The sequence below is a fragment of the Corynebacterium sp. KPL1814 genome (assembly GCF_000478175.1).
In the GTDB taxonomy this organism is placed as follows: Bacteria; Actinomycetota; Actinomycetes; order Mycobacteriales; family Mycobacteriaceae; genus Corynebacterium.
Window position 1 is genome coordinate 360,247 of sequence record NZ_KI515775.1, and the last position, 14,197, is coordinate 374,443.

At 58.4% G+C, this 14,197-nt stretch carries 13 protein-coding genes; 8 read left to right on the forward strand and 5 right to left on the reverse strand.

What is annotated here, in order from left to right:
- The first annotated feature begins 5 nt into the window (after positions 1-5).
- Positions 6-977, forward strand: a complete 972-nt coding sequence (locus tag HMPREF1257_RS05595) for a bile acid:sodium symporter family protein (protein ID WP_023026385.1) — start codon at positions 6-8, stop codon at positions 975-977.
- Here HMPREF1257_RS05595 and HMPREF1257_RS05600 read toward each other — a convergent pair.
- Positions 967-1,752: a DUF4261 domain-containing protein gene (locus tag HMPREF1257_RS05600; RefSeq protein WP_023026386.1), complete on the reverse strand. Its 786-nt coding sequence runs from the start codon at positions 1,750-1,752 to the stop codon at positions 967-969. The genes HMPREF1257_RS05595 and HMPREF1257_RS05600 overlap by 11 nt on opposite strands.
- Before the next feature lie 57 nt (positions 1,753-1,809).
- Here HMPREF1257_RS05600 and gatB point away from each other — a divergent pair, with 57 nt between their 5' ends.
- From gatB to HMPREF1257_RS05615, 3 genes are all read left to right on the forward strand, one after another.
- Complete coding sequence (gene gatB, locus HMPREF1257_RS05605; protein WP_034659256.1) at positions 1,810-3,315, forward strand: Asp-tRNA(Asn)/Glu-tRNA(Gln) amidotransferase subunit GatB; 1,506 nt, start codon at positions 1,810-1,812, stop codon at positions 3,313-3,315.
- 127 nt (positions 3,316-3,442) lie between these two features.
- Positions 3,443-4,495 (forward strand): NAD(P)-dependent alcohol dehydrogenase, encoded by a 1,053-nt coding sequence (locus HMPREF1257_RS05610; protein ID WP_023026388.1) that lies wholly within the window; start codon positions 3,443-3,445, stop codon positions 4,493-4,495.
- A gap of 202 nt (positions 4,496-4,697) precedes the next feature.
- Positions 4,698-6,128: a hypothetical protein gene (locus tag HMPREF1257_RS05615; RefSeq protein WP_023026389.1), complete on the forward strand. Its 1,431-nt coding sequence runs from the start codon at positions 4,698-4,700 to the stop codon at positions 6,126-6,128.
- A 115-nt stretch (positions 6,129-6,243) separates the two neighbouring features.
- On the opposite strand, the gene HMPREF1257_RS05620 is transcribed toward HMPREF1257_RS05615, so the two are convergent.
- On the reverse strand, positions 6,244-6,969 hold the full coding sequence (locus tag HMPREF1257_RS05620) for a LysE/ArgO family amino acid transporter (RefSeq protein ID WP_023026390.1): 726 nt from the start codon (positions 6,967-6,969) through the stop codon (positions 6,244-6,246).
- A gap of 69 nt (positions 6,970-7,038) precedes the next feature.
- Between HMPREF1257_RS05620 and HMPREF1257_RS05625 the strand changes: the two genes are divergently transcribed.
- Positions 7,039-7,911: an ArgP/LysG family DNA-binding transcriptional regulator gene (locus HMPREF1257_RS05625; protein ID WP_005280244.1), complete on the forward strand. Its 873-nt coding sequence runs from the start codon at positions 7,039-7,041 to the stop codon at positions 7,909-7,911.
- On the opposite strand, the gene HMPREF1257_RS05630 is transcribed toward HMPREF1257_RS05625, so the two are convergent.
- Positions 7,880-8,977 (reverse strand): glutathione S-transferase family protein, encoded by a 1,098-nt coding sequence (locus HMPREF1257_RS05630; protein ID WP_023026391.1) that lies wholly within the window; start codon positions 8,975-8,977, stop codon positions 7,880-7,882. The genes HMPREF1257_RS05625 and HMPREF1257_RS05630 overlap by 32 nt on opposite strands.
- A 194-nt stretch (positions 8,978-9,171) precedes the next feature.
- On the opposite strand from HMPREF1257_RS05630, the gene HMPREF1257_RS05635 reads away from it, so the two are divergent.
- The 3 genes from HMPREF1257_RS05635 to HMPREF1257_RS05645 all read left to right on the forward strand — a co-directional run bounded on the left by HMPREF1257_RS05635 (position 9,172) and on the right by HMPREF1257_RS05645 (position 10,972).
- Entirely contained in the window at positions 9,172-10,062 is an 891-nt protein-coding gene (locus HMPREF1257_RS05635) for a DoxX family protein (RefSeq protein WP_023026392.1), read from the forward strand.
- Between the two features lie 147 nt (positions 10,063-10,209).
- A complete protein-coding gene (locus HMPREF1257_RS05640; protein ID WP_023026393.1) occupies positions 10,210-10,665 on the forward strand; it encodes a hypothetical protein in 456 nt (151 codons plus the stop codon).
- Positions 10,655-10,972 (forward strand): transcriptional regulator, encoded by a 318-nt coding sequence (locus tag HMPREF1257_RS05645; protein WP_023026394.1) that lies wholly within the window; start codon positions 10,655-10,657, stop codon positions 10,970-10,972. The genes HMPREF1257_RS05640 and HMPREF1257_RS05645 overlap by 11 nt, the downstream gene beginning before the upstream one ends.
- Here the strand turns inward: HMPREF1257_RS05645 and HMPREF1257_RS05650 are convergent.
- Positions 10,947-12,218 carry a glycosyltransferase family 87 protein gene (locus tag HMPREF1257_RS05650; RefSeq protein WP_023026395.1) on the reverse strand — a complete coding sequence of 424 codons (1,272 nt, stop codon included), beginning with the start codon at positions 12,216-12,218 and terminating at the stop codon, positions 10,947-10,949. The genes HMPREF1257_RS05645 and HMPREF1257_RS05650 overlap by 26 nt on opposite strands.
- Before the next feature lie 77 nt (positions 12,219-12,295).
- Positions 12,296-14,149, reverse strand: a complete 1,854-nt coding sequence (gene ilvD, locus HMPREF1257_RS05655; RefSeq protein WP_023026396.1) for a dihydroxy-acid dehydratase — start codon at positions 14,147-14,149, stop codon at positions 12,296-12,298.
- Positions 14,150-14,197 lie beyond the last annotated feature (48 nt).

The following is a 14,197-nucleotide window of genomic DNA, read 5'->3' on the forward strand; positions in this document are numbered from 1 at the left end:
TGTCTATGAGTACCAATAGCGCTACAGAAAAACAGGAAGAACGGCAGGCGCTCATCGCGGCGCTGGGGTTTCCCATACTCGTTATCATCGGTGGCATTATTGGCTACATCGCCCCGAATACCGCGGCATCCTTTGCCCCGCAGGTAACCCCGCTGCTGGGCATCGTCATGTTCGGCATGGGGCTTACCCTCAAGCCTGTCGATTTTGCGCTCGTGGTGCGACGGCCGCTGCCGGTGGTGCTTGGCGTGGTGGCACAGTTCGTCATTATGCCGCTGATCGCGCTCGCCGTGGCGGCAGTCATGGACCTGCCAGAGGCGGTGGCAGCCGGAGTGATTTTGGTCGGCTGCGCCCCAGGCGGCACGAGCTCTAACGTGGTGTCCTACTTAGCGCGCGGCGATGTCGCGCTTTCGGTGACCATGACCTCCATCTCCACGCTCTTGGCGCCCATCCTCACCCCGCTTTTGACCTTGTGGTTGGCGGGCGAATACATGCCGGTCTCCGCGGCGTCGATGGCGTGGTCCATCGTCAAGGTGGTGCTCGTTCCGGTCATCGCGGGCATCGTCATCGGCATGCTGCTTCCACGGCTCGTGGCAAAGATTCAGGCGGCATTGCCGTGGATCTCCGTTACCGCGATTGCCTTGATCGTGTGCATTGTTGTTGGTGGCGCGCATGACAATATAGCCACCGCCGGTGCGCTGGTCTTTGCCGCTGTGGTCATTCACAATGCGTGCGGCTATGGCTTGGGCTACCTCGCAGGCCTTGTTACCCGCCAGCCGGTTCCGGTCCGCCGCACCATGGCTGTGGAGGTAGGAATGCAGAATTCCGGGTTAGCCACCAGCCTTGCCTCTTCCTACATGAGCCCACTGGCCGCCTTGCCCGGCGCCGTGTTTTCTGTATGGCACAACCTTTCCGGCGCGATCCTGGCTGCGCTGTGCCGCTTGAGCGATGCCCGCACGGGAAAGCCAGCTAAAAATTAATGGTGATAGCGGGGAAGTCCTGGTCAACGAACCAGGGCTCTTCCGTAATGGTGAGCGGGGGTTGGCCTTCCTCGAAGGCTAAGGTATCGCCGCCTTTTACGGTGGCGCCTTGCAGGATGTGGTCGGCGATATTTGCCAGCTTGTAATAGAGGTCCGTGGGATCCATCGAGCTGGTGCGCGCCTGAATTTCCGGGTGACCCGCTTGGACTAGGCCCATGGAGTAGCCGCGGAGCTCGCCACCCGATTGCGTAATCCACACCGGCGCGATGTGCATGGGGGCGAGGTTATTGCGCACGGCATCATTAAACATCGCGGGGGAGATGGAGACGTTGCCGCGTGGGTTGTGGATGATAAGGCAGTTGGGGTGCTGGGCTACCGCGGTCGTCGCCTGGGACAGCAGCTCTAGGTGCTCGCGGCGCGGCTCGCGGAATTGGTGAGAGAGGTCGTGTTCCTGATTATCCGGAAGGACCGAGACCAGCACCTGGGTTCCCGCGGTGTTGAGGTCGCCGGCATCGGCGCTCAAGATGGGGTGGAGGCCGTAACTATCTGGGGTGGGTGCGGAATCGATGGTCTGGTAGTGCAGGACAAACGCGCCATCGATAGGAACGACGAGGCTGCCCGGGTTCTTGCCGGGAGTAATCTCGCCGGCACGCCCCGAAAACGTGCCGGTAATGGCCTCTTTGATCTCTTCGGTAGAGGGGGCGGTGGAAAAGACGGCGATGTTGATGAGTGGGGCATCGACAAGCGAAGTGTCTACTGTATGTGGAGTCGTCATGACAGTCACCCTAGGGGCTAGCGCACGAGAGTGCACGGACGTATTAAGATGGCACGCATGACTGCTGCGATGTATGACCTGATGGACTTCGACGAGGTCCTCGACAAGTATGAACCGGTAATGGGCATGGAAGTCCACGTGGAGCTGGATACGGAAACCAAGATGTTTTCCACTTCTGCCACGAACTTCAGCGCAGCCCCTAACTCCAATACCGATCCGGTATCGCTGGGCCTTCCCGGGGCTCTTCCCGTGGTTAATTCCAAGGGCGTGGAGGGCGCAATCAAAATCGGCCTGGCGCTCAATTGCTCCATCGCGGAATCCTCGCGCTTTGCCCGCAAGAATTACTTCTACCCGGACCAGCCAAAGAACTACCAGATCTCCCAGTACGATGAGCCGATTGCTTATGACGGCTACCTCGACGTCGTGCTGGAAGACGGCACGGAATGGCGCGTGGAAATCGAGCGCGCCCACATGGAAGAAGACACCGGTAAGCTGACCCACCTGGGTGGCGCCGATGGCCGCATCCACGGCGCTACCGCATCCCTGGTGGACTGCAACCGCGCGGGCATCCCGCTCATTGAGATCGTTACCAAGCCCATCATCGGTGCCGGCGAGCGCGCCCCCGAGGTGGCGAAGGCCTATGTATCGGCGCTGCGCGAGCTCGTCGCGGCATTGGGCGTGTCCGATGCCCGCATGGACCAAGGTTCCATGCGCGTGGACTCCAACCTTTCCTTGCGCCCTATCGGCCAAGAAGAATTCGGTACCCGCACCGAGACGAAGAACATCAATTCCATGCGCTCGGTGGAACAGGCGGTGCGCTTTGAGATGCAGCGCCAGGCCCAGGTACTAGAAGATGGCGGCAGCATCGACCAAGAGACCCGTCACTACCAAGAAACCGATGGCTCTACCTCTAAAGGCCGCCCGAAGGAGACCGCGGAAGATTACCGCTACTTCAATGACCCGGATTTGCCGCCGGTCATCGCCCCGCGCGAGTGGGTAGAAGAGCTGCGCGCAACCCTTCCGGAGCTGCCGTGGGTCCGCCGCGCCCGCATCCAAAAGGAGTGGGGCATTAAGGACGAGGAGATGCGCGACCTGGTCAACGCGGGCGCGCTGGATCTCATCGTGGAGACGGTTGAAGCCGGCGCGAAGCCGGACGAGGCTCGTTCCTGGTGGGTGTCTTATCTTGCAGGTAAGGCCAATGAGCAGGATAAGACCCTGGCCGAGCTGGATATCACCCCAGCCCACATCGCACGCGTTATCGCCCTAGTCAAGGAAGGCAAGTTGACCACCAAGCTGGCGCGCCAAGCTGTCGATGGCGTGCTGGCGGGCGAGGGCGACGTTGACGAGGTCGTCGCCAAGCGCGGCCTCGAGGTCGTGCGCGATGATGGTGCCATCGAAAAGGCCGTGGATGATGCCTTGGCCGCCAACCCGGACATCGTGGAGAAGTACCGCGCCGGTAATAAGAAGGTCACCGGTGCGATCGTCGGTGCCGTGATGAAGGCGACGCAGGGCAAGGCGGATCCGGGTCAGGTTAATAAGCTGATCGCGGAAAAGCTGAGCTAATACGCCACTAATCCAGCCAGTCTTCGTCCCTGGTTCTAAAGGGGGTCGGAGGCTGGCTTTCGTGGTTTTAAATTGAGCATAGTTTTCATTTGGGCAGGTCAGGGCGGTAAAGCGTAGACTATGTGACATGCCAATTAAATCTAAAGTTCTGCAAAAAACGAGTCCGGATGCACCATTTCGCACCGTAGAAATCGAACGGCGCGATCCCCGCGAAGATGACGTCGTCATCGATATCAAGGCGGCAGGCATTTGCCACTCGGATATCCACACTATTCGCAATGAGTGGGGCGAGGCCCATTTCCCGCTGACGGTGGGCCACGAGATCGCTGGCGTGGTCGAAGCAGTAGGGGACAAGGTCACCAAGTTTAAGGTGGGCGACCGCGTGGGGGTCGGCTGTTTGGTCAACTCCTGTGGGGTGTGCGAGCAGTGCCGCAATGGGCAGGAGCAAAACTGCCTGAACGGCTCGGTGGGAACCTATAACTCTGAAGACGTTGATGGAACCATTACCCAGGGCGGCTATGCGCAAAAAGTTGTAGTCAATGAGAATTTCGTGTTGACGATTCCAGAAGGCCTCGACTTTGACGTTGCTGCTCCGTTGTTGTGTGCCGGAATTACCACCTACTCGCCCTTGGCCCGGTGGCAGGTCAAGGAAGGCGATAAGGTAGCCGTCGTTGGCCTTGGCGGTCTGGGCCACATGGGCGTGCAGATCGCCGCCGCCAAGGGCGCTGAGGTCACCGTCATTTCCCGCTCCTTGCGCAAGGAACAAGAAGCCTACGAGCTCGGCGCGCAGCGGGTGCTGGCAACGGGTGAGGACCCCGATTTCTTTGCCAACCACAGGGGCGAGTTTGACTTGATTTTGTCTACCATTTCCGCCTCCTATTCCCTCAATGACTACCTGCAGCTGTTGAAGCCGCGGGGGATCATGTCTGTGGTCGGCCTGCCGCCGGAGGAACTGGGAATCACGATGGGCAACCTCGTTGGTGGCGGTAAAGTATTGACCGGAAACAATATTGGCGGCATTGCCGAAACCCAAGAGATGCTGGACTTTTGTGCAGAACATGGCATCGGCGCGGTCATCGAAAAGGTGGGCGTTGATGACGTTGACGCAGCCTATGAGCGGGTTGTTGCCGGTGATGTGAAGTTCCGTTTTGTCATCGATACGGAAACTTTCGCGGATTAAGTATGTAAGCTACTTCATCGACAAAAGATGATGTATTGTATTTCACGCACGTGCAAGTAGGATTTCGTTATTGGCTTACGTACCATGTGCACAGGAGCACACTCCTGCGCCGCGCCTCCCCGCACGCGTCGGGGGATAAGGAGGGGGCCTAGGACGCGCGCACTGGTGTGTGAAAATTATCCGCTACAAAAGTTAGGCAACTGTGTCTTATAAAAATATTCTCGCCATGGCTATGTCCTTCGTGGGCCTGCTGGTAGGCGCGGGCTTTGCTACGGGCCAAGAGGTCGTGCAATATTTCACCGCCTTCGGCACCTGGGGTATTGCCGGCATTGTGGTCGCAGCGGCCATTATGACGCTGGCGGGCACCGTGTTCTTGCAATTGGGCAGCTATTTCCACGCCACTGAGCACAATACGGTATTCCGCAAGGTCACCCACCCTATCGTGTCTAAGCTATTGGACGTCGCCGTTATCATCACGCTCTTTGCCATCGGCTTCGTGATGCTGGCCGGTGCCGGTTCCAATATGGAGCAGCAATTTGGCTGGCAGGCTTGGATCGGCTCGACGCTGATGTTGGGGCTCGTGATTGCCGTCGGCATGATGGACGTCGATAAGGTGTCCAAGGTCATCGGTATGCTCACGCCGTCCATCATTATTGCCGTCATTGGTGTGGCCATCTACACCATGTTCAATATGCCGGACGATATCGGTGCGGCAATGGAAGCCTCCAGCCAAATCGATACCCCGATTGGCAACTGGCTGGTCTCCGCACTGAACTACAACGGTCTAGCTTTGATGCTGGCGGTATCCATGTCGCTGGTTATCGGCGGCGATAACATTAGCCCCCGTGAGGCCGGTTGGGGCGGCGTCGTAGGCGGCATCGTCTACTCCGTCATGATGGGCCTGGCAGGTTTTGCGCTGTTGATGAACGCCGAGGAGATCGAGGGCTCCGATATCCCGATGCTCTCCTTGGTCGATAGCGTCAACCCAGTCTTGGGCGGGATCATGGCCATCATTATTTACCTGATGATTTTCAATACCGCCATCGGTATGTTCTACGCATTGGGTAAGCGCCTCTCCGCCGGCAACGAGGCCAAGTTCCGCGTTATCTTCATCGCAGGCTGTCTCGCAGGTTTCGGCGTCTCCTTCTTCGGCTTCAAGACTTTGATGCAGTACGTCTACCCGGTCATCGGCTACATGGGCATCGCGATGGTGGCCGTCTTGGTCTTCGCATGGTTCCGCAGCCAGTCCAAGATTCAGGATGAGGCGCTGCGCCGCGAGCGAGTGCGTTCGCTGATGCACCTCAAGCTGAATCCGAATAAGGACTACGACGCAGAGCGCTACGACGATGAGATTGGTCAGCACCTCGAGGATTCTAATATGGATAGCGAATCGCTCTATGAAGAGCTCGTGACCGAGGTGACGGAGAAGCTCGACGGTGATGATGACGTGGACTTTGATAAGGAAAAATTTGAGAAGGAAAACCAGGACGATCACACCTACTACGTCGAGCGCGAGGGCGTAGAGCACGACCGCTCGCCGGAAGAGATTGAACAGTGGATCGAAGAAACCGGTGCTATCGGTGACCCAGAGGAAGACGATGAGTCTTCCGATGCGGAAAGTTCCAAGAAGTAATCTCGCCTTCAGGCAATAATTTTCCCTCCCCAGGATTTCCTGAGGAGGGATTTTTTATGCCGTGTGCTTGCCGATGCCGCCTTTAAACGCTTAGCGCTGGAGCTGGGCTAGGGGATCACAGCAGGAGGAGCTTGAGGGTCAGGCCAATCATGATGATGCCGATGCCAACGTTAATCCAGCGCCAGACTTCGGGGCGGGAGAGGACGTGGGAGAAGCGGGCTGCGCCGAAGCCAATGACGGGAAACCACGTAAAGCTGGCGGCGATGGCACCGCCGGCGAATAACCACCGGCCGGGATTGCCATACTGGTTGGCGATGCCGCCGAGCATGACCAATACATCGACATAGGCGCCTGGATTGAGCCAGGTTAGCGCCAGCGCGGTAAGTAGTGGCTTAACCCAGGAGGGAGAGCGCTTAATTTCCTGGCGCTGGGTGGCGGTAGCTGTGGCGACAGAACCGTGCCCGGTGCCGGCCCCACCCGTGGAGTCGCTGTCGCCGTCGAAGGTCGCGACTTCCTCGGTGGAATTGGGGGAAGTGGATTCCACGTCGATGGCCTCGCCCTTGGTTTTGAAGGCATCGCGGAAGCAGGTGAAGGTGAAGAAGGCGAGGTACGCCGCGCCGATGTACTTGAGCGCTTCAAGCGCCGTCGGAAAGCGCTCCACCAGGTAGCCGACACCGGCGGTGCCGGAGGTAATCAGGATGACATCGGAGAGCGCGCATACAACGATGATGAGTCCGATATGATCGCGGCGGATGCCGTATTTCAACAGCATCGCATTTTGGGGGCCGACGGCCACGATGAGGGATAAACCAAGCACAAAACCAGCAAGCACGATGGACATGCCTCTAGTGTGAATCCAAGCGGTAAATAAGTCCAGTTAATCTATCTTCATATGGTTTAGAATAGCTTCATGAACCCGGTACATTTGGAAACCTTGCTGGCCATCGTGGAAGAAGGAAGCTTTGAGGTCGCCGCCTCGGTCCTGGGGATTTCCCCGTCTGCGGTAAGCCAGCGCATTAAGGCGTTGGAGGCGAGCACCGGCCGCGTGCTGGTGCGGCGGGCGAATCCGGTGGGGGCGACGGAAGCCGGCGAGATCTTGGTGCAGGCGGCCCGGCGCATGGCGTTGGTGCAGGCAGAAACCGATGCCCGGTTGGGCCAGCGCCTAGCGCGCGTGCCCCTGTCGGTGGCCATCAACTCCGACTCGCTCGCCACCTGGTTTACGCAGGTATTAAGCGATACCGCGCAGCGGGGAGACGTTGCCCTGCGCATCCGCATTGAGGATGAGGCCCGCACGCTCGCGATGCTGCGGCGCGGCGATGTCTTGGGTGCGGTAACAAGGGAGCATTCGCCGGTATCCGGGTGCGATTCCACGTTCTTGGGGACCATGCGCTATTTCGCCGTTGCCGCCCCACACATCGCGGAAGGCTTTCATTCAGGGCGGTTTACCTGGGAGACGATGCCGCTGGTGGGCTATGGCCCCAATGACCAAGTGCTCGATGATGCCATGCGCGAGCGCTTTATTGACTCCCACGTCGTGCGCGCACGGGTCTCGCAAATTCCCTCTTCGGAAGGCTACCTGGAGGCCGTGCGCGTGGGCCTGGGGTGGGGGCTTTTGCCGCAGGCCCAGGCCCAGCCACTGGTGGAATCGAAAGAGCTGCTGCTTCTCGATGACCACCAGCTCGACATCGACCTCTACTGGCAGCGCTGGCGCCTAGAATCCGAGGTCTTAAGCGATCTGACGAGGTCCGTAATTAACGCGGCTGCGGGGCTGGGAAGAGCTTAAGCTGAAAGTCTTCCGGATTCTTTACTTCCTCGCCGGAGGGAATGGGGCCCGGGAGTCGCACGCCAGGGGCAAAGGGCTGCCCGCCAAAGCGATCGCGGTCGTGCGGCTCTGCTAGCCAGGACATATCCGGTCCCACCGGAACGATGCGGGTGGGGTTGATTTCGGTGTGCGTGGCAAAGTAGTGCTGTTTGATTTCGGTGAAATCGGTGGTATCGCCAAAACCTGGTAGCTGGAATAGTTCTTGCAGGTAGCCGCGCAGGTTGGGCAGTTCCTGGATCTTGTGGCGCGAGCACTTGAAGTGTGAGTAATACACCGGATCGAAGCGCACGAGGGTGGCAAACAGGCGGATATCGGTTTCGGTAATGTGATCGCCAACCATATAGCGCTGGGTGCCCAGGCGCTCCTCGGCCCAATCGAGTGCCTCCCACAGTTGGTCATAAGCCTCTTCGTAGGCTTCTTGCGAGCCGGCGAAACCGCAGCGGTAGACGCCATTATTGATGCCGTGGAAGATGTACTCGTTGAGCTCGTCCATCTCCTCGCGGTGCTGTTCAGGGAAGAGATCGGGAGCACCTTCTGCCTGGAAGTCCGTCCACTGCTCAATAAAATCACGCACCATAGAGGGGTAATCATTGGTGACCACCCGGCCGGTGGATTCTTCTACCAAGGCTGGCACGGTAATTCCGCGGGGATAGTCCGGAAAGCGCTCAAAGTAGGCTTCCTGCAGGCGCTTGTAGCCCAAAACCGGGTCCACTTCGCCCTCATCTAGATCGAATGTCCAGGACCGCGCATCGTGCACGGGCCCGGCGAGGGCTAGGGAAATGGAATCTTCTAAACCTAATAAGCGGCGGGCGATGACCGCGCGGTGCGCCCACGGGCACGCGCGGGCGGCGACTAAGCGGTAGCGGCCAGCCTCCATCGGCCAATAAAAAGTGCCATCGTCTTGTGAGGTTACCTCGGATACCGCAGGTGAAATGCGGTCTTCGATATAGGTGGTATCGCGAATAATCTCGCCGTCTGGTGAAGCATTGCGGGCATCTCCTGCCCAATCGGAGTCGTGTGAAGTCATCGATTCACTCCCAATTTTGGTGGATTAATAAGGCGGGGAAGTTTCCCGCTGGCAATTAATGTTTATATGTCAACTACATGACAATGTTGATGTTACAACAAGTTGCAAGTCAGGGGAAGGGAGGTGCGGGGAACAATTGCGGCGCGCCGTTAACGGTACCGCAAAACTGCAGGCAAGTGTCTTAAATTGGTCGTATGAGCGATAAGCAGCAACCGGATAAAGCTAATCCCTTAGACGAGGATCTCAACGTCCCTGCCTACGATTCTGTGCAACGGGATAACCCCGATGTCTTTGCGCGCGCAGGGCGCGCCGAACCGCAAGAAATTCGGCCGCGCAAGAAAGAGGCAGCGGAAACGGAAGTTATGCCCAATCCTGATGCCAATGGGGCTGCACAGCAGGGGAGCCAACAATCCACGGGTGAGGATACCGCGGTATTGGATCCCGCAGCACCGGCGCAGACCGAAGGCTTCGCGGATGAAGATGCTGCCCTGACCCCAGAGGAGCAGGCGGAACAAGAGCGTCAGCTGCAGCAGGAACAGGAGGATAAGGAAGGCTATAAGCGCTATGGGCGCCGCGGCACCATCGACTTCGGCCTCTTCTTCGTCCGCTTGGCTATGAGTGCTTACCTTATTATTGCCGGAATATCCACCTTCTTCTCGCTGGGCAATGACACAGGTGTCTCCGGGCTGGAAAGCGATTACTCCCAGTATGCTTGGGCTGATTCGTTTGCCCTTGCTGTACCAACCGTTCAGCTCATCGCGGGCGCGTTCCTCCTTTTGGGCCTGATTAGCCCGCTGGCGGCAATGCTTGGCTTGGTCGTTACAGGTTTCACCGCATTGCACGAGCTGGCGGAATCGGGTGCCGGTCTCCAGGTCTTTGACTGGCCGGACTCGGTATGGCTGTCCCTGGTACTTTTCGTTATCGCGATTGGCCTGCAATTTACCGGTCCCGGTTTCATTTCCTTGGACTTTGGCCGCTCTTGGGTACGGCGCCCGCTGGGTACGTCGTGGGTCTTTGTGGTGGTTGGCATCGCCATCTTGGTTGCCGTGTGGTTCTTTGGTGCGGCAGTAAACCCCATTGCTTAGCCTGTTATTCGCTACCGCTTGAGTGGATCCCCGCCGCAGTCAATGCGGTGGGGATTTTCTTTCCACCCTTGCTTTTCACTTTGGAAAGTGAAAGAATTGCCATAAAGGAAAGTATGGAATCCTGGATTTTGGAGATGGTGGTAGAAGATGGAAGATGAGCTAAAGAAGTCGCTCGAGTTTAATGACAGCCTGCAGGATAAAGGCGCTGAGCGTAAGCGGCTGGTGCAAAATATCCTTATAGTGATCGCTTTGGCAGCGTTCTACGTGGGAATGACTGTATTCGCGGAGGTCATGCACCCCGTCGCGTTTCTCATTTTCTACTTTGTCCTTATAGGATTCATTGTGTGGGCGCTGCTTCATTACCAAAATAAGGTGCGGACCAGCTATCGCCAGGATCCGTATACCCAGCCCAAGGCCGATAAGAAATACTATGCGGGGATGGCAATAATCCTTATCCCGATGTTTATTACGAACATGCTGCGTGAGCACACGTGGGCCCTGGTAATCTTCGTGGTCTTGTGGGCAGCGGCAATGGTGTGGGTGCTGCAATCTCGTGCCTTGGACCTTGCAGCGCGGCAAGGAGAGGGCCGTAGTGCTCAGTGATATTGACCCCGTTATCTATCCGCTCAATCGCTTCAAAATCTGCGCAGTTTTGAACGCGCGGGGTGCGGTTGAAGGGACGGTGCGCCGCGAAATGCGCTTCGCGGCGCTGCGGGAAGAGGTAGGGCAATCGGCCGCCACCTTATCCAAACAATTAACCGCCTTGGAAAAGGAAGGCTATGTCAGCCGATTCCGTGAGTACGGATCTTCCCGCGATAAGGACACCGTGTGGGTGATGCTCACTGCTACCGGCAAGTCCGCATTCGATGCCCACCTCGCCGCGCTTAAGTCGCTAGCGGAGCAGGAGTAGCGTTGCTTGTGGCGTGAGGACACTGGGCCGCACAGAACGCGGTCGCGTACAGCGCGACGGTAAGCACGGTAAGCCAGACAAAGTCATCCACCCAGAACTTTTGGACGTGGTTCATGGCATGGACATTGACTTGATCGCCCCACCACCACTTCGGTGGAACGGTCAATAGTAGGCCTGACCAGGCGATGAGGACGGCCACGAGGCTGCGGGCAGCCCATCCGGTAGAAAGCCAGCTCCACGCGCGGTAGATGAACACCGGAATAACGAGCGTGAGCCAGACCCAGTGATGGGACCAAGATACAGGGGAGATGAGCAGGACGGTGAGGGCGGTGACCAATTGGGCATCGACAAGCAAATGCTCCCTGCACAAGCGCTTAATGAGCCAAGCCGCAAGGACGACGACGATAACGGAGGCCGCGAGCCACGCGAGGCCGATCGTCAGGCCATTCGCTTCCATGGATTCAGCGGATGGGTACACGCGCTGAATGGCGCCTTTGATGGAGCTATTTGACTGATACTCGGTTCCCACGCCGAAGTCGCTGCCGGAGCCCATTTCGAGGAGTTTGAAGCTAAAAAACTCAACGAACGGGTCCCAGCGGAAGGCTGCAGCAAGAAGCGTGGCCACTACGGCGGAGAGCAGCGCGGTGGCAATCTGCTTCCATTCCCTGCGCACGAGGAAGTAAAGCAGCATCGCCAGAGGGGTTATCTTGATGGCGGCCGCCACGCCGATGAGGATTCCCTGCGGCAGGAATCGCTTGCGCGGTACGAGGTCAAGGATTACCAGCGCCATGATCACGATATTGATCTGGGCAAAGCTGTTATTGAGGTCAACCGGCTCAAAGTGCAAGACAATCGCCCAGGTAATGCCGGTAGCGGGCAAGAGGAACTCCGTATTCTTGAGCACCGCTTTGAAAACGAAGTAGAGGCTAACGAGCACCAGGAGATCCGAAAGGATAACCATGATGTTGCCGGCCATGTTGTGGTCGATGGCGTCGAAGGCCGTGAGCGGGACCATCGCTAAGGCGCCAAAGGGCGGATAAATGAACGGCAGCTGAATATCGCCGGCAAGCATCGGCTCGCTGTAAACGGATCGGTGCTCGAGGAAGGCCTTGACTCCCTCGCGGTAGATCACCATATCGATGGGGAAGTCTGTGATGCGGGTGTCTTCAACGACCTGCCAGGCGCCGAAAAGGAGCCCCAGCAGGGCCACGGTATATCGGAATAACGGGGTATGAGCGAATTTCATCGCAGTACAAGGTATAGGAACTTCTGATACTGAGGTCGCACCCCACCGGGGTCCCAGCGATTTAGCAGCTAATTATGTTAATTTACAAAGCCATCTACCACGCGCACCGCGCCGCGATCTGCTGAGGTGGCCATTGCGGCATAGGCACGCAGTGCCTTGGTAATGGGGCGGTTGCGGGCCACCGGGGTCCACGGCTTTTCGCGCTGCTCTTGCGCGGCGCGGCGGCGCTCCAGAACATCCTCGTCCACGTCGAGCGTGAGCTCGCGCTCGTGGATATTGATGGAAATGGTATCGCCATTTTCAATGAGCCCGATGAGTCCCTGGTGGGCGGCCTCGGGAGAAATGTGGCCAATGGAGAGGCCGGAGGTGCCGCCGGAGAAGCGGCCGTCGGTAATCAAGGCGCAGGCCTTGCCCAGTCCGGCGCCCTTGAGGAAGGACGTCGGGTGGAGCATTTCCTGCATGCCGGGTCCGCCGGACGGGCCCTCGTAACGAATGACGACGACATCGCCGGGCTGGACCTCTTTATTCAAGATGATGGACACGGCCTGCTCCTGGGACTCCACCACGCGGGCAGGGCCAGAAAAGGTCCATAGCTCTTCCTCTACGCCGGCTGCCTTGACGATGGCCCCGTCCGGCGCCAAGTTGCCGCGCAGGACCACAAGTCCGCCGTCGGAAGAAAAGGCGTGGTCAGCATCGTGAATGCAGCCATTGACCGCGTCGGTATCCAGTTCATCCCACCGGTTGGACTGGGAGAATGGCTCCGTGGTGCGCACGCCGCCGGGAGCCGCGTAGTAGAGCTCGCGGGCCTGGTCGGTGACGCGTGGGTTGCGGATATCCCAATCATCGAGCCACTGCTCCGCATTGTCATAGAGGGCGGTGTGGACCTTGAGGTTGAGGTGGCCTGCGCGGCGCAGCTCGCCCAAGATGGCGGGAATGCCGCCGGCGCGGTGCACGTCCTCGATGTGGTAGGTGCCGTTGGGTGCGACCTTGGACAGGCAAGGCACGCGGTAGGAGATGTCATTAATATCATCCAGCGTGAAGTCCACTTCGCCCTCTTGCGCTGCGGCAAGGGTGTGCAGGATAGTGTTGGTGGATCCGCCCATGGCCATATCGAGGGCCATGGCATTGCTAAAGGCTTCCTTGGTGGCGATATTGCGCGGCAGGACGGACTCGTCTTCTTCGCCGTAGTAGCGGCGGCACATATCCACGATGGTAGAGCCGGCCTTTTCAAAGAGGTCACGGCGCGCGCTGTGGGTGGCTAGGGTGGTGCCATTGCCCGGAAGCGCTAAACCGAGCGCTTCGGTCAAGCAGTTCATGGAGTTGGCGGTAAACATGCCGGAGCAGGAACCGCAGGTGGGGCAGGCGGATTCTTCGACCTGGGCCAAACCGGCATCGCTAACGCTGTCGTTCGCGGATGCGGTGATTGCGGTAATCAGGTCGGTTGGCGCATGGGCAACGCCATCGACCACGACGGCCTTGCCGGCCTCCATCGGCCCGCCCGAGACAAAGATCGTGGGGATATTCAACCGCATTGCGGCATTGAGCATGCCCGGGGTGATCTTATCGCAGTTGGAGATGCAGACGAGGGCATCGGCAGTATGCGCATTGGCCATGTATTCGATGGAATCGGAGATGATTTCGCGCGAGGGCAAAGAGTACAGCATGCCGCTGTGGCCCATGGCAATGCCGTCATCGACGGCAATGGTATTGAACTCCTTGGGTACGCCACCGGCTTCGCGGACGGCGTCGGCGACGATATCCCCGACGTTTTTCAGGTGCACGTGGCCGGGGACGAACTGCGTATAAGAGTTGGCGATGGCGACAATCGGCTTGCCAAAGTCATTTTCCTTGGTGCCAGTCGCGCGCCACAAGGCACGCGCACCGGAGGCTTGGCGTCCGACGGTAGTTACTTTAGAGCGCAGTGGGAACATGGATTAAGTCACTATTCCTTATAGATTGGTCAAATAGGGGAGAAAGTA